We start from the raw sequence: 21,951 nt of genomic DNA, 5'->3' as shown, positions 1-21,951 counted from the left end.
GCCCGCTCCCACGCCGGGAAAACCCCGCGATGCGACATCGAACCATGTCCCGCTATCGAACCGGAGAATCCCCATGCTCAAACGCCCCCTGGCACTGTTTGCCGGTCTCGCGCTGTCCTGCTGCGCCGTGGTCGCCCAGGCCGCCGATGTGCTGCGCGTCAGCGCCATCCCCGACGAGGCGCCGACCGAACTGCTGCGCAAGTTCAAGCCACTGGGCGAATACCTCGAGCAGCAACTGGGCATAAAGGTGCAGTTCGTACCGGTGGCCGACTACCCGGCGGTGGTCGAGTCGCTGGCCAGCGATCGCCTGGACCTGGCCTGGCTGGGGGGCTTCACCTTCGTCCAGGTGCACCTGAAGGACCCCAAGGCCACGCCGCTGGTGCAGCGTGAGCAGGATGCCAAGTTCACCAGCAAGTTCATCACCGCCAACCCGGACGTGAAGAGTCTCAAGGACCTCAAGGGCAAGACCTTCGCCTTCGGTTCGATTTCGTCCACCTCGGGCAGCCTGATGCCGCGTTACTTCATGCTCAAGAACGACAACATCAAGCCTGAGGAATACTTCAGCCGCGTCGCCTATTCCGGCGCCCACGATGCCACCGCCGCCTGGGTCCAGGCCGGCAAGGCCGATGCCGGCGTGCTCAACGCCAGTGTCTGGGACAAGCTGGTCGCCGCCGGCAAGGTCGACACCAGCAAAGTGCGGGTGTTCGACACCACGCCGGAGTACTTCGACTACAACTGGACCGTGCGCGGCAACATGGACCCGGCGCTGAAAGAGAAGATCAAGCAGGCCTTCCTCGCCCTGGATCCGGCCAAGCCTGCGGACAAGGCGATCCTCGACCTGCAGGCCGCCAGCCGCTTCATCGAAACCAGGCCCGAGAATTACCAGGGCACCGAACAAGCCGCGCGCGAGGCCGGCCTGCTCAAGTGAGTATCCGTGTTCAGGGCGCCAGCGTGCGCCATGGCCAGGTCCAGGCCTTGAGCGCGCTGGACCTGCAGATCGGCCAGGGCGAGCGGGTGGCGATCATCGGTCCGTCCGGAGCCGGCAAGTCCAGCCTGCTGCACCTGATGGCCACTGCCGTGCCGCCCAGTGGCGGGCGCCTGGAGTTGTTGGGCGAGCAGCCCTGGGTTCTGTCTGCCCGCGCCCGCCAGCGCTTGCGTGCACGGGTCGGCCTGGTGCACCAGGCACCGCCCCTGCCGCCGCGCCAGCGGGTGGTAACCGCCGTGCTGGCGGGGCGCCTGGGACAGTGGGGCACCTTGCGCGGGCTGCTCAACCTGATTCACCCCGGAGATATTCCCGGTGCCCGCGCGGCACTGGCCGAGCTGGGCATGGCTGACAAGCTGTTTGCCCAGTGCGGGCAGTTGTCGGGGGGACAATTGCAACGGGTCGGCATCGCCCGCGCCTTGTACCAGCGACCTGAAGTGCTGCTGACCGACGAGCCTGTTTCGGCCATGGACCCGGTGCTCGCCGATCACAGCCTGGCGTTGCTCAATCGTCATGCCCAGGCCCATGGCGTGACGCTGGTCGCCAGCCTGCACGCGGTGGAGCTCGCCCTCGCGCACTTTCCGCGCATCGTCGGCATTCGCGCCGGGCAGGTGGCGTTCGACTGCCCGGCAGCGGCGGTCAGCGAAGCGATGCTCGATGCCTTGTACGCCAACGAGCAACTGGCCCCGCCTGTTGCCTCGACGGCCAGCCCGCAGGTGCAGATCCCGCGATGCTGAGCACTGACCAGCGAGATCCTGCTGCCATCCCACGTGTGCTGTTGACCCTGTTGTGCCTGGCGTTGCTGTGGCCGGGCCTGCGCCTGAGCGAGCTGGACCCCGGCGTGCTGTTACAGGCCGAGAACCGCCAACAGATGGCCGGCTTCGTCAGCGCGTTCTGGCCCCCGGCCTACGACGCCGGGTTTCTCGATTTGCTGCTCACCGCCACGGTGCAGACCCTGGCCGTGGCCACCGCGGGCATGAGCCTGGCACTGCTGCTGGCGGTACCGGCCAGCCTGTTGGCCAGCCGGGCGTTGTCGTTGCGGGCAGCCTCCAGCGCCGGGCGCCTGGGGCCATGGTCCCGGGCTTCGCGCCTGCCGGTGCGCGGCCTGCTGATTTTCCTGCGCAGCGTGCCCGAGATCGTCTGGGCGCTGCTGTTCGTCCGCGCCGTGGGCCTGGGCCCGACTGCCGGCGTGCTGGCCATCGCCATCACCTACAGCGGCATGCTCGGCAAGGTCTACGCGGAGATCTTCGAGTCGGTGGACCAGCGCCCGGCCCATGCCTTGCTGCAGGCCGGCAGTAGCCGCCTGTCGGCGTTTCTCTACGGCACTCTGCCCGAGGCCGCGAGCGAAGTGGTGTCCTACACCGTGTACCGCTGGGAGTGCGCGGTGCGCGCTTCGGTGGTGATGGGCTTCGTCGGTGCCGGTGGGCTGGGCCAGCAGATCGATCTGTCGATGCGCATGTTCGCCGGTGCCGAGGTGGCGAGCATGCTGCTGACTTTCCTGCTGCTGGTCGTGCTGGCCGACTTGCTCAGCCGTTTCCTGCGCGGGAGGCTGGCATGAACCGGGTGATCAATGGGCTGGTGATCGCCGCGATCCTGGCGGCGGTGCTGGCATCGTTCGCTTATCTGGAGCTGGACCTGGCAGCGGTCGTCGGCAGTGGCGGGCCGGCGCAGATGGGCGAATACGCGGCGCGTTTCCTGCACCCGGACCTGTCTGTGGCGCACCTGCGAGCGGTGGGGCAGGGGGCCTTGGAAACGCTGGCGATGTCAGGAATAGGGACAATCCTGGCGATGCTGCTCGGCCTGTTGCTGGCGCTGCCGGCCGCCGGGCGTTTCGGCTTGCCGTTGCAGGGCGCGGCGCGCCTGCTGCTCAATGCGCTGCGGGCGATTCCGGAGCTGGTCTGGGCGGCGCTGACCGTGTTGGCTGCGGGCCTGGGACCGAATGCCGGCACCCTGGCGTTGGCGCTGCATACCGCCGGGGTGTTGGGACGGTTGTTTGCAGAGGCACTGGAGAATGCACCGCCCGAGCCTGCGGCGGCGATCCGCCTGCAGGGCGGCAGCCAGGTGGCGGCCTTCTGCTTCGGCACCTTGCCCAACCTGTGGCCACAACTGCTGGCGTACAGCCTGTATCGCTGGGAGAACAACATCCGCATGGCCAGCGTGCTGGGCTTCGTGGGGGCGGGTGGGCTGGGGCAGATGCTCTACGCGACCCTGAGCCTGTTCCAGGAGGCCCAGGCCAGCACGGTGATCATCGCCATGCTGGTGCTGGTGTTGCTGGTGGATGCCCTGAGCGATGTGTTGCGCCAGCGTTTCGTACGCGCCTGAGGGCATTTCGCGGCACCTGATCCTTGACTGTAGTCCTGCTCCGGGCCCGCGCCAAGCCCTGTTCGTCAATCCGAAAAATAAACTTCACCAGAGCGTAAAAAGACTTTTTTCGGTCATGGTTTTTGCGGTATCAAGGAACCAGACAGCCGAACCCTGCAGCACAGGTGGCGTCATCCACGCCCTCCTTGCCAGGTGAGCTTCCCGCCCGTAACGACGCGGATACGGGGAGAACGGCAGTCACTTTGCGGCGCAGCCGTTCGCGCCGTGTGGCTTTCACATAAGGTGAACGAGTATGGATGACCAAGGACGCAACCCTTCCTCCAACCAGCCAATCCTGTATGTGCTCGATACCAACGTCCTGATTCACGACCCCAACGCCCTGCTCAACTTCGAGGAGCACCACGTCGCCATACCGATGACGGTGCTGGAGGAACTCGACAAGCTCAAGACCGGTAAACAGACCATCGCCGCAGAATGCCGCCAGGCCATCCGCCTGATCGACCAGACCCTCGGCGACGCCTCGCCCAGCGATGTCGAGCAGGGCGTACCGATCCAGCGCGGCAAGAGCGGGCCCAAGGGCTTCCTGTCCATCCTCATGAGCACGCGCAACGAGCCCAACCGCCTGCTCCCCGAGAACCTCGCCGACAACATCATCATCAACCAGCTGCTGGACCTGCGCGCCAAGCGCAAGGACCTCGACGTGGTGCTGGTGACCAAGGACATCAACATGCGCCTGAAGGCGCGTGCGTGCGGGATCGCCGCCGAGGACTACAGCACCGACCAGTTGGTCGACGATGTGTCCTTGCTGTCCAAGGGCTACCACTCGGTCACAGGGTCGTTCTGGGACCGCGTGAGCAAGGTCGACACGCGTCAGGAGCGTGGCCGTACCTGGCATCGGGTGCAATTGACGGACAACTTGCCCGCCGTGCACGTCAACGAGTTCATCATTGACGAACAGGGCTTCGTCGGCTGGATCAAGGGCATCCGCAACGACGAGCTGCTGCTGCTCGACCTGCACCAGGAACCGCTGCTGCACCAGGAAGCCTGGGGCCTCAAGCCACGGGACATCCACCAGAGCCTGGCGCTGTTCGCCTTGCTCGACCCGGATATCCACCTGGTCAACCTGACCGGCGCGGCGGGCTCGGGCAAGACCATCCTGGCGCTGGCCGCGGCCATCGAACAGACCATGGTCAGCAAGCGCTACCGGCGCATCATCGCCACCCGCAGCGTGCAGGGGCTGGACCAGGAGATCGGCTTCCTGCCGGGCACCGAGGCGGAGAAGATGGAGCCTTGGCTGGGTGCCATCACCGACAACCTCGAAGCCTTGCACATGGATGACGAGAGCACCCACGGCAGTGTCGAGTACATCCTCGAGCGGGTGCCGCTGCAGTTCAAATCGCTGAACTACATCCGTGGGCGCAGCTTCCAGCAGAGCCTGATCCTCATCGACGAGTGCCAGAACCTCACGCCGCACCAGATCAAGACCATCATCACCCGTGCCGGGACCGGCTCGAAGGTGGTCTGCCTGGGCAACCTGGCGCAGATCGACACCCCCTACCTGTCGGCCACCAGTTCCGGCCTGACCTACCTCACCGAGCGCTTCAAGGACTTCCCCCACGGCGTTCATATCACCCTGCAGGGCGTGCCACGCTCGGTACTGGCCGAGTACGCCGAGTCGCACCTGTAACCTGTCGCCGGCCATCCCGTTCCCACCGTGGGAGCGGGATGGCCCCGCGATGCGCTGTTCTGCCCTCTGCTCAAAGCTGACCGGCAGGTTTACACTCTGTTATCCCTTCCCAGGAGCAGAGCAGTGCTGACTCATCTTGATTCCCAGGGGCGCGCCAACATGGTCGACGTCACTGAAAAGGCCGTGACCGCCCGCGAGGCGATTGCCGAGGCACGTGTGCGCATGTTGCCGGACACCTTGCGCATGATCGTCGATGGCCAACACCCCAAGGGCGACGTGTTCGCGGTGGCGCGCATCGCCGGCATCCAGGCGGCGAAGAAGACCAGCGACCTGATCCCGCTGTGCCATCCGCTGATGCTCACCGGCGTCAAGGTCGAGCTGGCCTCCGAGGGCGAGAACGTGGTGCATATCGTCGCCCGCTGCAAGTTGGCCGGACAGACCGGCGTTGAAATGGAGGCGCTCACCGCCGCCAGCGTTGCCGCGCTGACGATCTACGACATGTGCAAGGCAGTGGACAAAGGCATGGTCATCGAGCACGTGCGCCTGCTGGAGAAGACCGGTGGCAAGAGCGGGCACTACAAGGTGGAGGGGTGATGAAGGTCAAGGTCATGTATTTCGCCCGCTACCGTGAGTTGCTGGGCATCGACGCCGAGCGCCTGGAAGGCGACTTCAAGGTGCTGGACGATGTGCGCCAGGCTTTGGCGGGCAAGGGTGGGCACTACGCGGTGCTGGCCGAGCAGAACCTGATGTGTGCCCGCAACGAAGAGCTGTGCCGGCTCGATGAACCATTGGAAGAGGGTGACGAGATCGCGTTCTTCCCACCCGTCACCGGAGGTTGACCATGGCCGTGCGCGTTCAGGAGGCGGCCTTCGACCCGGGCGCCGAAGTCAACGCCATGCACGCCGCCAATGTCGGCGTGGGCGCGGTGGTCGGGTTTGTCGGCTATGTGCGTGACTTCAACGATGGCCGGGAGGTGGCGGGGATGTTCCTCGAGCACTACCCAGGCATGACCGAGAAGGCCCTGGCCAAGATCGTGGTCGAGGCCGAGGGGCGCTGGCCGCTGCTCAAGGTCGAGGTGCTGCACCGTATCGGCGCCCTGGAACCGGGCGAGCCGATTGTCTTTGTCGGCGTGGCCAGCGCGCATCGGCAGGCGGCGTTCGATGCCTGCAACTTCATCATGGACTACCTGAAGACCCGGGCGCCGTTCTGGAAGAAGGAGAATACCCAGCAAGGGCCGCGCTGGGTGGAAGGCAAGCAGAGCGACCAGGATGCGGCAGGGCGCTGGGACTGAATGAGAGGGTGATCGTGGGAGCGGGCAAGCCCGCTCCTACAGAGGCCTGTCAGTGATGCTTGCGCGGCACGGGCTTTAACAGCTCGTCCGGCGGCATCTCGCACTTGATCTTGCGCCCCAGCAACTCTTCGATCGCCGGCAACTGGTACGAATCGTCCTCGCCGGCAAAGCTGATCGACACGCCGCTGGTGCCAGCGCGACCGGTGCGGCCGATGCGGTGCACGTAGTCGTCCGGGTCTTCCGGCAGGGTGAAGTTGATCACATGGCTGATGCCGTCGATGTGGATGCCACGGCCGGCCACGTCGGTGGCCACCAGCACGGTGATGCGCCCTTCACGGAAGCTCTCCAGGGTGCGGATACGCTTGTGCTGCGGCACGTCGCCCGAGAGCTGGGCGGCGTTGATGCCGTCACGCACCAGTTTTTCCTCGATGCGCCGCACCTCGTCCTTGCGGTTGGCGAACACCATCACCCGTTCCCACTTGTTCTGCGTGACCAGGTTGTACAGCAGCTTGTACTTGTCGCTGCCGGCCACGGCGTAGACGTGCTGTTCGACGGTTTCGCTGGCGACGTTCTCCGGCTCGATCTCGACAATGGCCGGGTTGGTGGTCCACTGCTTGGCCAGGTTCATCACATCGTCGGTGAAGGTGGCGGAGAACAGCAGGGTCTGGCGCTCGCTCTTGGGCGGAGTCTGGCGGATGATCTGGCGGACCTGGGGGATGAAGCCCATGTCGAGCATGCGGTCGGCCTCGTCCAGCACCATCACCTCGACCATGTCCAGGTGCACCTCGCCGCGCTGGTTGAAGTCCAGCAGGCGGCCCGGGGTGGCCACCAGGATGTCGCAATGGCGTGCTTCCAGCGACTTGAGCTGCTTGTCGAAGTCCATGCCGCCGACAAAGCTCATCACGTTCAGGCCGGTGTACTTGGTCAGTGCCTGGGCATCCTTGGCGATCTGCACCACCAGCTCGCGAGTCGGGGCGATGATCAGCGCCCGCGGCTCGCCCATGTAGCGTTCCTTGGGCGGTGGGGTCTGCTGCAGTTGCGAGATGATCGAGATCAGGAACGCGGCGGTCTTGCCGGTGCCGGTCTGGGCCCGGCCGATGGCGTCCTGGCCGCGCAGGGTGTAACCCAGGACCTGCGCCTGGATCGGCGTGCAATAGGGGAAGCCGAGGTCGTGGATGGCATGCATCAGCTCATTGGAGAGCTTGAAGTCGTGGAAACGCGTCTTGCCTTCCTGCGGCTCGACGACGAAATCCTCCGGCTTCCACAGGCTCGCCTGCGGCTTGGGCTTGCGTTCGCGGCGTGGTTTGTCCTTGGCGGGCGACTCGGCGCGCGGCGGTTGGGCGACCTGGACGGCGGCTTGTGGCTCGGCCTTGGCCTTGGGCGCAGGCTTTGGCCTGGGTTTGCCCGCCTGGCGCTCTGGCGCCTGGGCGGCGGCCGGCTGAGGAGCCGGCTCGGGTTGGGACGCGGCGATGGGCGGTGCGGCGTCACCTTTGGCGAATATTTTCTTGAGTGCCTTGAGCACGGTCGTCTCGTCAACTGGTTAAGGAATGTACGCCGGGCAGTGTAATGCAAGAATCGGGCGCGGCGTAGTGCAATGCGGGCTGGGCTACAGAATCACTGCAACTGGCGGCTCAGCCAGTCGTGGATGTCCTTCAGCTCCTCGACCACCACTTCGTGCTCCATCGGGTACTCATGCCACTGGGCGGCCACGCCCCAGGTATTGAGGTACTCGAACGCCGTGCGGCCCATCGAGGGGATCACCACCGGGTCGTGCACACCATGCAGGCACAGCGCCGGCGTGCGTTGCTGGCAGGCACTCAGTTGCTGCGCGTCGCTGAAAGTCGGCGCGTAGGTGGAGAGGGCGATCACCCCGCCCAGCGCTTCCTGCCACTTTATATAGGCAGTGTGCAGCACCACCGCACCGCCCTGGGAAAACCCGGCGAGGAAGATGCGCGACAGGTTGATGCCCTTGGCCTGTTCGGCCTTGATCAGGGCGATCACCTGGTCGGCCGACTCTTCCAGTTGCGCCTCGTCGATGGCCCGCGCCGGGGTCATGGCCTTGATGTCGTACCAGCTGGGCATCTGGTAGCCGCCGTTGATGGTCACCGGACGCGTCGGTGCCTGGGGCATGATGAAGCGGGTGCTCAGCAGGCGTTCCTGCATGAATTCCGCTACCGGTAGGAAGTCGTAACGGTCGGCCCCCAGGCCGTGCAACCAGATCACACAGGCGTCGGCGGTTTTCTGCGGTTCGAGAATCAGCGGTTGGGTCATGACTGCTCCGAAAGAGTGCTGGCGTACTGATGTAGTGCTTAAAAAGAAGGCATTGCAGGCTAATGCCAGAAAAAGATGTCGCAACTCTACAACTTTTCCCACTTGACTACCGCTTAATCGCTTAAGCCTTCGACTGTGGTACGCCCTTTGCTATGTCCTTGTCATGCGAAGAGGTGGACCGGTCCCGGTAACACCCCTCGTGTGGATCGAAGGCTGTCATAGAACAGCCCATTGCGCCAATTGACCCAAAAACAAGCCAACAAGGGGTCGGATGCGCCTCATAAGGGTGCGGTGCAATTCCGGCTCATACAACAAGAGCGATTTGGAGGTTGTTGATGAAGATGTTGAAAACCACCCTGGCAGTCCTGACCGCCGCCGCCGCGCTAGGCGCCACCAGTTTCGCCCAGGCCGGCGCCACCCTCGACGCGGTGAAGAAGAAGGGCTTCGTCCAGTGTGGCGTGAGCGATGGTCTTCCCGGCTTCTCCGTGCCTGACGCACAGGGCAAGATCGTCGGCATCGACGCCGATGTGTGCCGCGCCGTGGCCGCCGCCGTGTTCGGCGATGCGACCAAGGTCAAGTTCAGCCAGCTCAACGCCAAGGAGCGCTTCACCGCGCTGCAGTCCGGCGAAGTCGACGTGCTGTCGCGCAACACCACCTGGACCAGCTCTCGCGATGCCGGCATGGGCCTGGTGTTCGCCGGCGTCACCTATTATGACGGCGTCGGTTTCCTCGCCAACAAGAAGCTCGGTGTCTCCAGCGCCAAGGAGCTCGATGGCGCCACCATCTGCATCCAGGCCGGTACCACCACTGAACTGAACGTCTCCGACTACTTCCGTGCCAATGGCTTGAAATATACCCCGATCACCTTCGACACCTCCGACGAGAGCGCCAAGTCGCTGGAGTCTGGCCGTTGCGACGTGCTGACCTCGGACAAGTCGCAGCTGTTCGCCCAGCGCTCCAAGCTGGCCGCGCCGACCGAGTACGTGGTGCTGCCGGAAACCATCTCCAAGGAGCCCCTGGGCCCTGTGGTGCGCAAGGGCGACGAGGAATGGTTCAGCATCGTCAAGTGGACCCTGTTCGCCATGCTCAACGCGGAAGAAGCAGGGGTCACTTCGAAGAACGTCGAGGCCGAGGCCAAGTCCACCAAGAACCCTGACGTCGCCCGTCTGCTGGGCGCCGATGGCGAGTACGGCAAGGACCTCAAGCTGCCCAAGGACTGGGTAGTGCAGATCGTCAAGCAAGTCGGCAACTATGGCGAAGTGTTCGAGAAGAACCTGGGCCAGAGCACCGACCTGAAGATCGACCGTGGCATGAATGCCCTGTGGAACAACGGCGGCATCCAGTACGCGCCACCTGTGCGCTGATGGCTGCACCCCGCGGCGGCATCCTGCCGCCGCGGGTCGTTCGAATCCCTTCTTTTCGGGGCACTTCATGCAAAATCAAATCGGCGCACGGAAAGGGTTTTCCCTTAGTGATCCACGTGTGCGCGCGTGGCTGTTCCAGATCCTCACCGTAGTCTTCGTGGTGGGCCTGGGCTGGTACCTGTTCCATAACACCCAGACCAACCTGCAGCACCGGGGCATCACCTCCGGTTTCGATTTCCTCGAGCGCAGTGCCGGCTTCGGCATTGCCCAGCACCTGATTCCCTACGTGGAATCGGACAGCTACGCCCGGGTGTTCGTCATCGGCCTGCTCAACACCCTGCTGGTGACCTTCATCGGCATCATCCTGGCTACCTTGCTGGGCTTCGTCATCGGCGTGGCGCGGCTGTCGCCGAACTGGATGATCAACAAGCTGGCGACGGTGTACGTGGAGACCTTCCGCAACATTCCACCGCTGCTGCAGATCCTGTTCTGGTACTTCGCCGTGTTCCTGACCCTGCCGGGGCCGCGGGGCAGCATCAATATCGATGACACCTTCTTCATCAGCAACCGTGGCCTGAACATGCCCGGCGCCTCGATGGCCGAAGGCTTCTGGCCGTTCTTGATCGCGTTGGTGCTGGCGATCGTCGCCATCGTGTTGATGGTGCGCCTGGCCAACAAGCGTTTCGATGAAACCGGCCAGCCATTCCACAAGTTCTGGGTGGGCCTGCTGCTGTTGATCGGCATCCCCGGCGTGTGCGCGTTGCTGTTCGGCAGCCCGGTGCACTGGGAAGCGCCGCAGCTCAAGGGCTTCAATTTCGTCGGTGGCTGGGTGCTGATCCCCGAGCTGCTGGCGCTGACCCTGGCGCTGACCATCTACACCGCGGCGTTCATCGCCGAGATCGTGCGCTCGGGTATTCGTTCGGTCAGCCACGGCCAGACCGAGGCAGCTCGTTCGCTGGGCCTGCGCGAAGGCCCGACGCTGCGCAAGGTGATCATTCCCCAGGCGTTGCGGGTGATCATCCCGCCGCTGACCAGCCAGTACCTCAATCTGGCGAAGAACTCGTCGCTGGCCGCCGGTATCGGCTACCCGGAGATGGTCTCGCTGTTCGCCGGTACCGTGCTCAACCAGACCGGCCAGGCCATCGAGGTGATCGCCATCACCATGAGCGTCTATCTCGCCATCAGCATCAGCATTTCGCTGTTGATGAACTGGTACAACAAGCGCATTGCGCTGATCGAACGGTGAGGGTCCTTCCGTGACAGCCCATGTTTTCAAACCCGACATGCCGCCACCGGTGAAGACCGTTGGCGTGCTCGCCTGGATGCGGGCCAACCTGTTCTCCAGCTGGCTCAACACCTTGCTGACACTGTTCGCCCTATACCTGGTATGGCTGATCGTGCCGCCGCTGGTGCAGTGGGCGTTCATCGACGCCAACTGGGTCGGCACCACCCGCGCCGACTGCACCAAGGAGGGCGCCTGCTGGGTGTTCATCCAGCAGCGCTTTGGCCAGTTCATGTATGGCTACTACCCGACGGAACTGCGCTGGCGCGTCGACCTGACGGTGTGGCTCGCCGTGCTCGGCGCGGCCCCGCTGTTCATCAAGCGCTTCCCGCGCAAAGCGGTGTACGGCCTGGGCTTCCTGGTGCTGTATCCGATCCTGGCCTACATCCTTCTGCACGGTGGCACGCTGGGCCTGGACACAGTGCCCACCAGCCAATGGGGCGGCCTGATGCTGACCCTGGTGATCGCCACGGTCGGTATTGTCGGTGCGTTGCCGCTGGGCATCCTCCTGGCGTTGGGGCGACGCTCGAACATGCCGGCGGTGAAGGTGGTCTGCGTGACCTTCATCGAGTTCTGGCGCGGCGTACCGCTGATCACCGTGCTGTTCATGTCATCGGTGATGCTGCCGCTGTTCCTGCCCGAAGGCATGAGCTTCGACAAGCTGCTGCGGGCGATGATCGGCGTGATCCTGTTCCAGTCGGCGTACATCGCCGAGGTGGTGCGTGGGGGCCTGCAGGCCATCCCCAAGGGTCAGTACGAAGCCGCCGCGGCCATGGGCCTGGGCTACTGGCGCGCAATGGGCCTGGTGATCCTGCCCCAGGCGCTCAAGCTGGTGATCCCCGGCATCGTCAACACCTTCATTGCCCTGTTCAAGGACACCAGCCTTGTGATCATCATCGGCCTGTTCGACCTGCTCAATAGCGTCAAGCAGGCCGCGGCCGACCCGGCCTGGCTGGGCATGGCGACCGAGGGCTATGTGTTCGCTGCCCTGGTGTTCTGGATTTTCTGTTTCGGTATGTCCCGCTACTCCATGCATTTGGAGCGCAAGCTGGACACTGGCCACAAGCGTTAGGAGTTTCGAAATGAGTGAAGCGATCAAGCAGCCTGCCGGCCCCGAAGGCATCATCCAGATGCAGGGCGTGAACAAGTGGTACGGCCAGTTCCATGTGCTCAAGGACATCAACCTCAACGTGCGCCAGGGCGAGCGCATCGTGCTGTGCGGGCCGTCGGGCTCGGGCAAGTCCACCACCATCCGCTGCCTCAACCGGCTTGAGGAACACCAGCAGGGACGTATCGTCGTCGACGGTGTCGAGCTGACCAACGACCTCAAGCAGATCGAGGCGATCCGCCGCGAAGTGGGCATGGTGTTCCAGCACTTCAACCTGTTCCCGCACCTGACTATCCTCGAGAACTGCACCCTGGCGCCCATGTGGGTGCGTAAGCTGCCACGGCGCAAGGCCGAGGAAATCGCCATGCATTTCCTCGAGCGTGTGCGCATCCCTGAGCAAGCACACAAGTACCCCGGGCAGTTGTCCGGCGGTCAGCAGCAGCGGGTGGCGATTGCCCGGGCGCTGTGCATGAAACCGAAGATCATGCTGTTTGACGAACCGACTTCGGCGCTGGACCCTGAGATGGTCAAGGAGGTGCTCGACACCATGGTCAGCCTGGCCGAGGATGGCATGACCATGCTCTGCGTGACCCACGAGATGGGCTTTGCCCGCACCGTGGCCAACCGGGTGATCTTCATGGACAAAGGGGAGATCGTCGAGCAGGCGGCGCCGGACGACTTCTTCGACCGGCCGCGCAGTGACCGGACCAGGTTGTTCCTGAGCCAGATCCTGCACTGATGCACTCGGCCAGCCACCTTGCAAGCAAGGGCGGTTGGCCAGTTCAGGCGCGTCTGCCACCTATGATTTGATCAAGCAGGTCAAGCGTTGCCTTGATGTTCGGGCGCGCACCGATCTGCTGTACTTGCGCCTCTTTGTAGCCCGCCTCGGTGACCAGCGCATGCATATGCGCCGTGTCCAGGCACAAGTTGTACCGACGGATGGCGTAGCCCTGGACAACCGCCAATGCCGCGGCCGTGAGTGGGGTAGCGCTCGAGGTACCGCCGAAGTACATGTACCTGGTCTCGGGCGTTCCGCCATCCCACAGGTCTGCGCCGTCCCCGTTTTGCCGCAGCGTGCCGGTTGTCGCGACGTTGTCGCCCCATGAGTTGAGGGTGGCGTGAAGGTTGTAGTTGGAGGTGCTGTGGCGCTTGCCATCGTTATGGTTGCAAGAGCCGACCATGATGCCGCCCGAGTCGCCATAGTTATTGAAGTCGGAATGCGTGGCGAGGTCCAGGCCACCATTGCCTGCGGCGAAGAGCACGATCGCACCTGCATCCACCAGGGCCCGCACCGCATCCCAGTAGCGTTTGTCGTGGACCGCCGGTGCATAGGGCAAACCACCGGAGCCCTGGATGTTGAACGCGATGATATCGCCGGGGCAGTAATCAGCCAGGATGCGTTGCCACGAGGTATTGTCATACATGTACAGGCGGGCCCCCCAGGCAACCCCCGTGACCCCCTTGCCGTTGTTACCGGCGGCAATGCACCCCGCCGACGCGCTGCCGTGGTTCTTGGCGTAGCCTGCGTTGGTGACCACGTCGATGTAGCCCTTCAGGTCCTCATGGTCCTCGAAAACCCCAAAATCCAGGAAGCGCACACTTGCCTGTTCGCCGTTTGCGTCTTGTTCCCAGGCGTTCCGTGCATTCATTCCCAAGTTGTCGTCGAGGTAGTCCTGATGCACGGTGAGGTCGGGTGTTTGTTCCGGGCGCGGTGCGACTTTAGCGGTCTCTAGCGCTTTTTGTAGTGGGTAGACTGGCAGGTCGAATACGACGTATTTGACGATGTCAAGTCGCTCCAGCCTCTGGGCCAAGTCCAGCTTCTGCTGACTATCCTGCATCTGCGTCTTCACGCGGTACAGATTGCAGAAACGGTTGAGGTTGGCGGCCCGGCCAGTGTGGGACCATCGAGTCGCTACCCAGACCGGCTCGAAGGTGATTTGCGGGAAGCCCTCGAGCGTGAGAGGAGGACGGTTCTTTACGGTTTCATTCCCGCAGTCGTGAAACATCACTTGCAAGTCGTAGTCTTTGCCGTTGGGAGGCAACCGCAGGAAGCCTTTCAAATTTTGGCTCGCGCGGGGCGCGGGAGCCTTACTTAAACTTATGCGCTCTTTTAGGTGCTCTTGGAAAGCGCGGCTTGGCCAAGAGTCATCGGAATAGCGGGTGGTGTCGATCTCCAGGTCGCTTATCCTGGATACAGGCCAATCGTTACTGTGCAGTTCCACCTCTAGCTTGTAGCGCCCCGGTTTTTGCTTCGTGAAGGTCTGCCGTTGCGTGGGAGGCTGCGAAGTCAGGGAGTCAAGAATGTAGCCGTCGGCGCTTTTCAGTATGAACGTCGCCTTGTCGACGTGCCGCAGATCTTGCTCGGGGCATATGCACTTCAGATAAACGTGAATTTCCTGGTTGTAGTCGACGCTGGTGAAATAGCCGCTACGGATGGGGGCTTGCGTTGCCATGATTGCCTCCTGCTGATCGACACTTCCGTTTAGCGTCCGCTATCCGGGTAAAGGACAATCTACATCGGTCATGGCATGGCAACACCTGACATAAATGCCAGTGGCGCAGCGGGCTGAGGGAAACCAAAGGAGCCGCAAAGCGGCCCCGGGGATATCGTCAGCGTTCTTCCTTGCCGGCGGGCACCGGCGCAGGCGGCGGTCGCAGCCCTACTTCGGCCACCAGCTTCAGTTGCTTGCCGTTGCGCATTACTTCGATCGCGACCTTGTCGGTGGGCTTGATCCGCGCCACCTGGTTCATCGACTTGCGCCCGTCGCCGGCCGGCTCGCCATTGATGCTCAGGATCACGTCGCCCAGTTGCAGGCCGGCGCGCGCTGCCGGGCCATCGCGGAAGATCCCCGCCACGACGATGCCGGGGCGGCCCTGCATGCCGAACGAGTCGGCCAGCTCCTGGCTCAATGGCTGCACTTCGATGCCCAGCCAGCCACGGATTACCTGGCCATGCTCGACGATCGACTTCATCACCTCCAGCGCCAGCTTGACCGGGATGGCGAAGCCGATGCCCTGGGAACCTCCGGACTTGGAGAAGATTGCGGTGTTGATGCCCACCAGGTTGCCGTTGGCATCCACCAACGCACCGCCGGAGTTACCCGGGTTGATCGCCGCATCGGTCTGGATGAAGTCTTCGTAGTTGTTCAGGCCCAGTTGGTTGCGGCCGGTGGCGCTGATGATGCCCATGGTCACGGTCTGGCCGACACCGAAGGGGTTGCCGATGGCCAGGGTCACGTCACCGATATGGATGTTGTCAGAGCGGCCGATGGTGATCGCCGGCAGGCTCTTGAGGTCGATCTTCAGTACCGCCAGGTCGGTTTCCGGGTCGCTGCCGATCACTCGGGCAAGGGTTTCGCGGCCATCTTTGAGGGCCACGACGATCTGGTCGGCGCCGCTGGTGACGTGGTTGTTGGTCAGCAGGTAGCCTTCCGGGCTCATGATTACCGCCGAGCCCAGGCTCGATTCCCAGCGCCGCTGCTTGGGCAGGTTGTCACCGAAGAAGCGGCGGAACTGCGGATCCTCGAACAGCGGATGCGCGCTCTTGTTCACCACCTTGGTGGTGTAGAGGTTGACCACTGCAGGCGCTGCCAGGGTCACGGCATCGGCATAGGAGACCGGTCCCTGCATGATTTTGGTGGTTTGCGGAGCTTGTTGCAGGTTGACGTCCTGGCTGGGCAGGCCGACCCATTCGGGGAAGCGCTGGATGACCAGCATGGCGATCAGCACACCGGTGAGCAGGGGCCAGCCGAAGTAACGCAGAGCCTTGAACATGAATGGATCCTGGGAGTAGGGCGGGGGCCGTGACAATGTGGCCCGGGGCGCGAGCGGGCGCGATCATACACCTGATAAAACCGAACGGCGATGGCCGGACACCCCGAGCGCCCGCCAGCGGTTTCCCCCACGCCGGCGACGGCCCATAATGGCGGCCATTATAGAGCCTGACGCCCGCCGCAACGCCGAATTCGAGGAGATTTTTCATGGCAGTCGCCCTAAACACCCTGGTCGAGGAAGCCGAGCGCTACCTGGTCAGCGCCAGGATCCAGGATTACTGCCCCAACGGCCTGCAGGTCGAGGGCCGCCCCCAGGTCAGCCGCATCGTCAGTGGCGTAACCGCCAGCCAGGCGTTGCTGGACGCGGCGGTCGAGGCCGAGGCCGACTTGGTGCTGGTGCACCACGGCTACTTCTGGAAGGGCGAAAGCCCCTGCATCACCGGCATCAAACAGCGCAGATTGAAGACCTTGCTCAAGCACGACATCAGCTTGCTGGCCTTCCACCTGCCGCTGGACGTGCACCCGGAGGTGGGCAACAACGTCCAACTGGCGCGCCAGCTGGACATCACTGTCGAAGGCCCGCTGGATCCGAACAATCCCAAGGTGGTGGGCTTGGTCGGTTCGCTGGCCGAACCAGTCTCGGCGCGGGATTTTGCCCGCCGAGTGCAAGAGGCACTGGGGCGCGAACCGCTGGTGGTCGAGGGTGAGCGGATGATCCGTCGAGTCGGTTGGTGTACCGGAGGCGGGCAGGGCTACATCGACACAGCCATTGCCGCCGGAGTCGACCTGTTCCTCAGTGGCGAGGCATCGGAGCAGACCTTTCACAGTGCCCGCGAAAACGGCATCAGCTTCATCGCCGCCGGCCATCACGCCACCGAGCGCTACGGCGTGCAGGCGTTGGGTGATTACCTGGCGCGGCGCTTCGCGGTCGAGCATCTGTTCATTGATTGCCCAAACCCGATCTGATCGGCTTTTCGCCAGGCAAGGCCCAAACCCGCAGTCATATCATTAGACCTTTTCGATCTAGTCGCACGCCTAAATAGAATCAGGCGCTGTGATAAAGTGGCTCGCTCGAACACGGCCCGCAGGCCGTCCATAAGATCGTTTTTCGTGAGTAGCCATGGTCGACAATCTGACGCACTTGAAACAGCTGGAGGCGGAGAGCATCCACATCATCCGCGAGGTGGCCGCCGAGTTCGACAACCCGGTGATGCTGTACTCGATCGGCAAGGATTCCGCGGTCATGCTGCACCTGGCGCGCAAGGCGTTCTTCCCGGGCAAGCTGCCGTTCCCGGTGATGCACGTCGACACCCAGTGGAAGTTCCAGGAGATGTACCGCTTCCGCGACAAGATGGTCGAAGAGATGGGCCTGGAGCTGATCACCCACGTCAACCCCGAGGGTGTGGCGCAGGGCATCAACCCGTTCACCCATGGCAGCTCCAAGCATACCGATATCATGAAGACCCAGGGCCTGAAGCAGGCGCTGGACAAGCACGGCTTCGACGCCGCCTTCGGTGGGGCGCGCCGCGACGAAGAGAAGTCGCGAGCCAAAGAGCGCGTCTACTCGTTCCGTGACTGCAAGCACCGCTGGGACCCGAAGAACCAGCGCCCGGAGCTGTGGAACATCTACAACGGCAAGGTCAACAAGGGCGAGTCGATCCGCGTGTTCCCGCTGTCGAACTGGACCGAGCTGGACATCTGGCAGTACATCTACCTCGAAGGCATCCCGATCGTGCCGCTGTACTTCGCCGCCGAGCGTGAAGTGATCGAGAAGAACGGCACCCTGATCATGATCGACGACGAGCGCATCCTCGAGCACCTCTCCGAGGAAGAGAAGGCGCGCATCGTCAAGAAGAAGGTGCGTTTCCGTACCCTGGGCTGCTACCCGTTGACGGGTGCGGTCGAGTCCGAAGCCGAGACCCTGACGGACATCATCCAGGAAATGCTCCTGACCCGGACGTCCGAACGCCAGGGCCGTGTCATCGACCACGATGGCGCCGGTTCCATGGAAGACAAAAAACGCCAAGGCTACTTCTAATTTCAGGGTTCCAGCATGTCGCACCAATCTGATCTGATCAGCGAGGACATCCTCGCCTACCTGGCCCAGCACGAGCGCAAGGAACTGCTGCGCTTCCTCACCTGCGGCAACGTGGACGACGGCAAGAGCACCCTGATCGGGCGCCTGCTGCACGATTCGAAGATGATCTACGAGGACCACCTCGAGGCCATCACCCGTGACTCGAAGAAGTCCGGCACCACTGGCGAGGAAGTCGACCTGGCGCTGCTGGTCGACGGCCTGCAGGCCGAGCGCGAGCAGGGCATCACCATTGATGTCGCCTACCGCTACTTCTCCACCGCCAAGCGCAAGTTCATCATCGCCGACACCCCGGGCCACGAGCAGTACACCCGCAACATGGCCACCGGCGCCTCGACCTGCGACCTGGCCATCATCCTGGTCGATGCCCGCTACGGCGTGCAGACCCAGACCCGCCGGCACAGCTATATCGCATCCCTGCTGGGCATCAAGCACATCGTCGTTGCGGTCAACAAGATGGACCTCAAGGGCTTCGACGAGCAGGTCTTCGAGTCGATCAAGGCCGACTACCTGAAGTTCGCCGAGGGCATCGACCTCAAGCCGAGCAGCCTGCACTTCGTGCCGATGTCGGCGCTCAAGGGTGACAACGTGGTCAACCGCAGCGAGCGTTCGCCGTGGTACACGGGCCCTGCGTTGATGGAGATCCTCGAGACTGTCGAGATCGCCGCCGACCGCAATGTCACCGACCTGCGTTTCCCGGTGCAGTACGTCAACCGCCCGAACCTCAACTTCCGCGGCTTCGCCGGCACCATCGCCGGTGGCGTGGTGCACAAGGGCGACGAGATCGTCGTGCTGCCGTCGGGCAAGAGCAGCCGGGTCAAGTCCATCGTCACCTATGAAGGTGAACTGGAGAACGCCGGGCCTGGCCAGGCGGTGACCCTGACCATGGAAGACGAGATCGACATCTCCCGTGGCGACCTGCTGGTGCATGCCGACAATGTTCCAACGGTGGCCGACCAGTTCGACGCCATGCTGGTGTGGATGGCCGAGGAGCCGATGCTCCCGGGCAAGAAGTACGACATCAAGCGCGCCACCAGCTATGTGCCGGGCTCGATCGCCAGCATCACCCACAAGGTCGATGTGAATACCCTGGAGCAGGGCGCCGCCAGCGCGCTGCAACTCAACGAGATCGGCCGGGTCAAGGTCGCCCTGGACAGCGCCATCGCCCTGGACGGTTACGAGAGCAACCGCACCACCGGCGCATTCATCGTCATCGACCGCCTGACCAACGGCACCGTCGGCGCCGGCATGATCATCGCCCCGCCGGTCCTGCCACACGGCGGCACTGGCCAGCACGGCAAGCTGGCCCATGTGTCCACCGAAGAGCGCGCCCTGCGCTTCGGCCAGCAGCCAGCCACCGTGCTGTTCAGTGGCCTGTCGGGCGCCGGCAAGAGCACCCTGGCCTATGCCGTGGAGCGCAAGCTGTTCGACATGGGCCGTGCAGTCTACGTGCTCGACGGCCAGAACCTGCGTCACGACCTGAACAAAGGCCTGCCGCAGGACCGCGCCGGGCGCACCGAGAACTGGCGCCGCGCCGCCCATGTGGCGCGCCAGTTCAACGAAGCCGGCCTGCTGACCCTGGCCGCCTTCGTCGCCCCTGATGCCGAGGGCCGCGAGCAGGCCAAGGCGCTGATCGGCAAGGAGCGTCTGGTTACGGTGTATGTCCAGGCCTCGCCTATGGTGTGCCGCGAGCGTGACCCGCAGGGCCTGTATGCCGCCGGTGGCGACAACATCCCGGGCGAGAGCTTCCCATTCGATGTGCCGCTGGATGCGGACCTGGTGATCGACACCCAGTCGGTCAGCGTCGATGAAGGCGTTAAGCTGGTGCTGGATGTGCTGCGTCAGCGTGGGGCGATCTGATTGATTGCCTGATGTGAAAAACCCCGCTTCGGCGGGGTTTTTCATTTGTACGGCGTTTGTTGGCAGGATTTTGGGTCTGCTTTGCGACCCTAGATATGCTTCTCCGACACCGGAATCACCCGTCGCTCTTTCACCGCCTTGTACGAAAAGCTCGAATAGATCTCCTTCACCCCCGGCAACCGCTGCAGCACCTCCCGGGTGAATTCGCCAAACGATTCCAGGTCCCGTGCCAGGATCTCCAGCAAAAAATCATAGCGCCCGGAGATATTGTGGCAGGCGACGATCTCGGGGATCTCCATCAGCCGTTTCTCGAACGCCAGGGCCATTTCCTTGGTGTGCGAGTCCATCATGATGCTGACGAACGCGGTCACCCCGAAGCCCAGCGACTTGGGCGAAAGAATGGCCTGGTAGCCGGTGATGTAGCCGTTGTCCTCGAGCAATTTGACCCGCCGCCAGCAGGGCGAGGTGGTCAGGGCGACCTGGTCGGCGAGTTCGGAAACGGTCAGGCGGGCGTTGTCCTGCAGGGCGGCGAGCAGGGCGCGGTCGGTACGGTCGAGCGTTGAAGGCATATCTTGCCCTCCTGGTTCTATTTTTGTTGTTTTTCTTTCAAAACATGCCCGATTGCGTGGGCAAGTTTGGAAAAAGCGCGGCAGCTTGGTGGCATAAGCTTATAACAAACCACAAGAGACTGTTGCCATGCGCGACTCCAACAACAACACCGGTTTCTCCACGCGGGCCATCCACCATGGCTATGACCCGATGTCCCATGGCGGCGCCCTGGTGCCGCCGGTCTACCAGACCGCCACCTACGCTTTCCCGACTGTCGAGTATGGCGCCGCCTGCTTCGCCGGCGAAGAGCCGGGGCACTTCTACAGCCGTATTTCCAACCCGACGCTGGCCCTGCTGGAGCAACGCATGGCGTCGCTCGAAGGCGGCGAGGCAGGGCTGGCGCTGGCCTCCGGGATGGGCGCCATCACCGCCACGCTATGGACCCTGCTACGCCCGGGTGACGAGCTGATCGTCGGCAGCACCCTGTATGGCTGCACCTTCGCCTACCTGCACCACGGCATCGGCGAGTTCGGCGTGAAGATCCGCCATGTGGACCTCAACGACATCCCGGCACTCAAGGCCGCGATCACCGCAAAGACGCGGATGATCTACTTCGAGTCGCCGGCTAACCCCAACATGCAGTTGGTGGATATCGTTGCCGTCGTCGAGGCTGCAAAGGGCCATGACCTGAGCATCGTGGTCGACAACACCTACTGCACGCCCTACCTGCAGCGCCCGCTGGAACTGGGCGTCGACCTGGTGGTGCATTCGGCCACCAAGTACCTGTCCGGACATGGCGATATCACCGCCGGGCTGGTAGTCGGGCGCAAGGCGCTGGTCGACCGCATCCGCCTGGAAGGGCTCAAGGACATGACCGGCGCCGTGCTCTCGCCCCACGACGCCTCGCTGTTGATGCGCGGCATCAAGACCCTGGCCCTGCGCATGGACCGCCACTGCGCCAATGCCCAGCAGGTGGCCGAGTTTCTCGCCGAACAACCTCAGGTTGAGCTGCTGCACTACCCGGGCCTGCCATCCTTCCCGCAGTACGCGCTGGCCCAACGGCAGATGCGCCTGCCGGGCGGGATGATCGCCTTCGAGCTGAAGGGCGGGATCGAAGCCGGGCGCCGTTTCATGAACGCCCTGCAGCTGTTCAGCCGCGCGGTGAGCCTGGGCGATGCCGAGTCGCTGGCCCAGCACCCGGCGAGCATGACTCACTCCAGCTATACCCAGCAGGAGCGTGCCGAGCATGGCATCTCGGAAGGGCTGGTGCGTCTGTCGGTGGGGCTGGAAGACATCGACGACCTGCTTGCCGACATTGCCCAGGCCCTGAAGGCCTGCGCCTGAATCGCCACGGACGAGGCCTGCGC

Annotated in this window: 21 protein-coding genes; 16 read left to right on the top strand and 5 right to left on the bottom strand. The window is 63.5% G+C overall.

Going from position 1 to position 21,951, the window contains the following annotated elements; genetic code table 11:
* Window positions 1–73: 73 nt before the first annotated feature.
* From BMY03_RS03415 to moaE, 8 genes are all read left to right on the top strand, one after another.
* Window positions 74–928: a putative selenate ABC transporter substrate-binding protein gene (locus BMY03_RS03415; RefSeq protein WP_094010237.1), complete on the top strand. Its 855-nt coding sequence runs from the start codon at window positions 74–76 to the stop codon at window positions 926–928.
* Window positions 925–1,719 carry a phosphonate ABC transporter ATP-binding protein gene (locus tag BMY03_RS03410; protein ID WP_094010236.1) on the top strand — a complete coding sequence of 265 codons (795 nt, stop codon included), beginning with the start codon at window positions 925–927 and terminating at the stop codon, window positions 1,717–1,719. Before BMY03_RS03415 ends, BMY03_RS03410 begins: the two co-directional genes overlap by 4 nt.
* Window positions 1,713–2,540, top strand: a complete 828-nt coding sequence (locus BMY03_RS03405; RefSeq protein ID WP_094010235.1) for a PhnE/PtxC family ABC transporter permease — start codon at window positions 1,713–1,715, stop codon at window positions 2,538–2,540. The genes BMY03_RS03410 and BMY03_RS03405 overlap by 7 nt, the downstream gene beginning before the upstream one ends.
* Window positions 2,537–3,304 carry a phosphonate ABC transporter, permease protein PhnE gene (gene phnE / locus BMY03_RS03400; RefSeq protein ID WP_094010234.1) on the top strand — a complete coding sequence of 256 codons (768 nt, stop codon included), beginning with the start codon at window positions 2,537–2,539 and terminating at the stop codon, window positions 3,302–3,304. The genes BMY03_RS03405 and phnE overlap by 4 nt, the downstream gene beginning before the upstream one ends.
* A gap of 292 nt (window positions 3,305–3,596) precedes the next feature.
* Complete coding sequence (locus BMY03_RS03395; protein WP_023629387.1) at window positions 3,597–4,991, top strand: PhoH family protein; 1,395 nt, start codon at window positions 3,597–3,599, stop codon at window positions 4,989–4,991.
* A gap of 123 nt (window positions 4,992–5,114) precedes the next feature.
* Window positions 5,115–5,585 carry a cyclic pyranopterin monophosphate synthase MoaC gene (gene moaC, locus BMY03_RS03390; protein ID WP_023629386.1) on the top strand — a complete coding sequence of 157 codons (471 nt, stop codon included), beginning with the start codon at window positions 5,115–5,117 and terminating at the stop codon, window positions 5,583–5,585.
* Window positions 5,585–5,830: a molybdopterin converting factor subunit 1 gene (gene moaD, locus BMY03_RS03385; protein ID WP_023629385.1), complete on the top strand. Its 246-nt coding sequence runs from the start codon at window positions 5,585–5,587 to the stop codon at window positions 5,828–5,830. Before moaC ends, moaD begins: the two co-directional genes overlap by 1 nt.
* 2 nt (window positions 5,831–5,832) lie before the next feature.
* The gene (gene moaE, locus BMY03_RS03380; protein WP_023629384.1) at window positions 5,833–6,282 is read left to right on the top strand and encodes a molybdopterin synthase catalytic subunit MoaE; all 450 of its coding nucleotides are present in this window, start codon (window positions 5,833–5,835) and stop codon (window positions 6,280–6,282) included.
* A gap of 49 nt (window positions 6,283–6,331) precedes the next feature.
* Here the strand turns inward: moaE and rhlB are convergent, their stop codons facing one another.
* Both rhlB and BMY03_RS03370 read right to left on the bottom strand, forming a co-directional pair.
* Window positions 6,332–7,804 (bottom strand): ATP-dependent RNA helicase RhlB, encoded by a 1,473-nt coding sequence (rhlB, locus tag BMY03_RS03375; RefSeq protein WP_038707404.1) that lies wholly within the window; start codon window positions 7,802–7,804, stop codon window positions 6,332–6,334.
* A 92-nt stretch (window positions 7,805–7,896) separates the two neighbouring features.
* Window positions 7,897–8,553 carry an alpha/beta hydrolase gene (locus tag BMY03_RS03370; protein WP_038707405.1) on the bottom strand — a complete coding sequence of 219 codons (657 nt, stop codon included), beginning with the start codon at window positions 8,551–8,553 and terminating at the stop codon, window positions 7,897–7,899.
* Between the two features lie 335 nt (window positions 8,554–8,888).
* Between BMY03_RS03370 and BMY03_RS03365 the strand changes: the two genes are divergently transcribed.
* The 4 genes from BMY03_RS03365 (at window position 8,889) to BMY03_RS03350 (ending at window position 13,046) form a co-directional block, all read left to right on the top strand.
* Window positions 8,889–9,917, top strand: a complete 1,029-nt coding sequence (locus BMY03_RS03365) for an amino acid ABC transporter substrate-binding protein (RefSeq protein WP_023629381.1) — start codon at window positions 8,889–8,891, stop codon at window positions 9,915–9,917.
* A 67-nt stretch (window positions 9,918–9,984) separates the two neighbouring features.
* A complete protein-coding gene (locus BMY03_RS03360; RefSeq protein WP_094010233.1) occupies window positions 9,985–11,163 on the top strand; it encodes an amino acid ABC transporter permease in 1,179 nt (392 codons plus the stop codon).
* Between the two features lie 10 nt (window positions 11,164–11,173).
* Window positions 11,174–12,271 (top strand): amino acid ABC transporter permease, encoded by a 1,098-nt coding sequence (locus BMY03_RS03355; RefSeq protein ID WP_023629379.1) that lies wholly within the window; start codon window positions 11,174–11,176, stop codon window positions 12,269–12,271.
* 10 nt (window positions 12,272–12,281) lie between these two features.
* On the top strand, window positions 12,282–13,046 hold the full coding sequence (locus tag BMY03_RS03350) for an amino acid ABC transporter ATP-binding protein (RefSeq protein WP_023629378.1): 765 nt from the start codon (window positions 12,282–12,284) through the stop codon (window positions 13,044–13,046).
* A 43-nt stretch (window positions 13,047–13,089) separates the two neighbouring features.
* Here the strand turns inward: BMY03_RS03350 and BMY03_RS03345 are convergent, their stop codons facing one another.
* Together BMY03_RS03345 and algW are read right to left on the bottom strand one after the other, a co-directional pair.
* Window positions 13,090–14,760 (bottom strand): S8 family serine peptidase, encoded by a 1,671-nt coding sequence (locus BMY03_RS03345; protein WP_094010232.1) that lies wholly within the window; start codon window positions 14,758–14,760, stop codon window positions 13,090–13,092.
* 157 nt (window positions 14,761–14,917) lie between these two features.
* Window positions 14,918–16,081 carry a Do family serine endopeptidase AlgW gene (algW, locus tag BMY03_RS03340; RefSeq protein ID WP_094010231.1) on the bottom strand — a complete coding sequence of 388 codons (1,164 nt, stop codon included), beginning with the start codon at window positions 16,079–16,081 and terminating at the stop codon, window positions 14,918–14,920.
* 206 nt (window positions 16,082–16,287) lie between these two features.
* Between algW and BMY03_RS03335 the strand changes: the two genes are divergently transcribed.
* The 3 genes from BMY03_RS03335 (at window position 16,288) to cysN (ending at window position 20,035) form a co-directional block, all read left to right on the top strand.
* Window positions 16,288–17,046 carry a Nif3-like dinuclear metal center hexameric protein gene (locus BMY03_RS03335; protein WP_094010230.1) on the top strand — a complete coding sequence of 253 codons (759 nt, stop codon included), beginning with the start codon at window positions 16,288–16,290 and terminating at the stop codon, window positions 17,044–17,046.
* Between the two features lie 154 nt (window positions 17,047–17,200).
* Complete coding sequence (cysD, locus tag BMY03_RS03330) at window positions 17,201–18,118, top strand: sulfate adenylyltransferase subunit CysD (protein ID WP_094010229.1); 918 nt, start codon at window positions 17,201–17,203, stop codon at window positions 18,116–18,118.
* 15 nt (window positions 18,119–18,133) lie between these two features.
* A complete protein-coding gene (gene cysN / locus BMY03_RS03325; protein WP_038707407.1) occupies window positions 18,134–20,035 on the top strand; it encodes a sulfate adenylyltransferase subunit CysN in 1,902 nt (633 codons plus the stop codon).
* A gap of 89 nt (window positions 20,036–20,124) precedes the next feature.
* Here the strand turns inward: cysN and BMY03_RS03320 are convergent, their stop codons facing one another.
* Complete coding sequence (locus BMY03_RS03320; protein WP_094010228.1) at window positions 20,125–20,604, bottom strand: Lrp/AsnC family transcriptional regulator; 480 nt, start codon at window positions 20,602–20,604, stop codon at window positions 20,125–20,127.
* Window positions 20,605–20,731: 127 nt separating this feature from the next.
* Between BMY03_RS03320 and BMY03_RS03315 the strand changes: the two genes are divergently transcribed.
* Window positions 20,732–21,928 (top strand): methionine gamma-lyase, encoded by a 1,197-nt coding sequence (locus BMY03_RS03315; RefSeq protein WP_023632306.1) that lies wholly within the window; start codon window positions 20,732–20,734, stop codon window positions 21,926–21,928.
* The last annotated feature ends 23 nt before the right edge of the window (window positions 21,929–21,951 follow it).

The organism is Pseudomonas soli (assembly GCF_900110655.1).
GTDB lineage: Bacteria > Pseudomonadota > Gammaproteobacteria > Pseudomonadales > Pseudomonadaceae > Aquipseudomonas > Aquipseudomonas soli.
This window is presented reverse-complemented; position numbering and strand designations above follow the sequence as displayed.

Bases quoted from the DNA above. Each gene is read 5' to 3' on its own strand.
- BMY03_RS03415 (WP_094010237.1), top strand. From the start codon at position 74: ATGCTCAAACGCCCCCTGGCACTGTTTGCCGGTCTCGCGCTGTCCTGC.
- BMY03_RS03405 (WP_094010235.1), top strand. From the start codon at position 1,713: ATGCTGAGCACTGACCAGCGAGATCCTGCTGCCATCCCACGTGTGCTG.
- phnE (WP_094010234.1), top strand. From the start codon at position 2,537: ATGAACCGGGTGATCAATGGGCTGGTGATCGCCGCGATCCTGGCGGCG.
- BMY03_RS03395 (WP_023629387.1), top strand. From the start codon at position 3,597: ATGGATGACCAAGGACGCAACCCTTCCTCCAACCAGCCAATCCTGTAT.
- moaD (WP_023629385.1), top strand. From the start codon at position 5,585: ATGAAGGTCAAGGTCATGTATTTCGCCCGCTACCGTGAGTTGCTGGGC.
- moaE (WP_023629384.1), top strand. From the start codon at position 5,833: ATGGCCGTGCGCGTTCAGGAGGCGGCCTTCGACCCGGGCGCCGAAGTC.
- BMY03_RS03370 (WP_038707405.1), bottom strand. From the start codon at position 8,553: ATGACCCAACCGCTGATTCTCGAACCGCAGAAAACCGCCGACGCCTGT.
- BMY03_RS03365 (WP_023629381.1), top strand. From the start codon at position 8,889: ATGAAGATGTTGAAAACCACCCTGGCAGTCCTGACCGCCGCCGCCGCG.
- BMY03_RS03360 (WP_094010233.1), top strand. From the start codon at position 9,985: ATGCAAAATCAAATCGGCGCACGGAAAGGGTTTTCCCTTAGTGATCCA.
- BMY03_RS03350 (WP_023629378.1), top strand. From the start codon at position 12,282: ATGAGTGAAGCGATCAAGCAGCCTGCCGGCCCCGAAGGCATCATCCAG.
- BMY03_RS03345 (WP_094010232.1), bottom strand. From the start codon at position 14,760: ATGGCAACGCAAGCCCCCATCCGTAGCGGCTATTTCACCAGCGTCGAC.
- algW (WP_094010231.1), bottom strand. From the start codon at position 16,081: ATGTTCAAGGCTCTGCGTTACTTCGGCTGGCCCCTGCTCACCGGTGTG.
- BMY03_RS03335 (WP_094010230.1), top strand. From the start codon at position 16,288: ATGGCAGTCGCCCTAAACACCCTGGTCGAGGAAGCCGAGCGCTACCTG.
- cysD (WP_094010229.1), top strand. From the start codon at position 17,201: ATGGTCGACAATCTGACGCACTTGAAACAGCTGGAGGCGGAGAGCATC.
- cysN (WP_038707407.1), top strand. From the start codon at position 18,134: ATGTCGCACCAATCTGATCTGATCAGCGAGGACATCCTCGCCTACCTG.
- BMY03_RS03320 (WP_094010228.1), bottom strand. From the start codon at position 20,604: ATGCCTTCAACGCTCGACCGTACCGACCGCGCCCTGCTCGCCGCCCTG.
- BMY03_RS03315 (WP_023632306.1), top strand. From the start codon at position 20,732: ATGCGCGACTCCAACAACAACACCGGTTTCTCCACGCGGGCCATCCAC.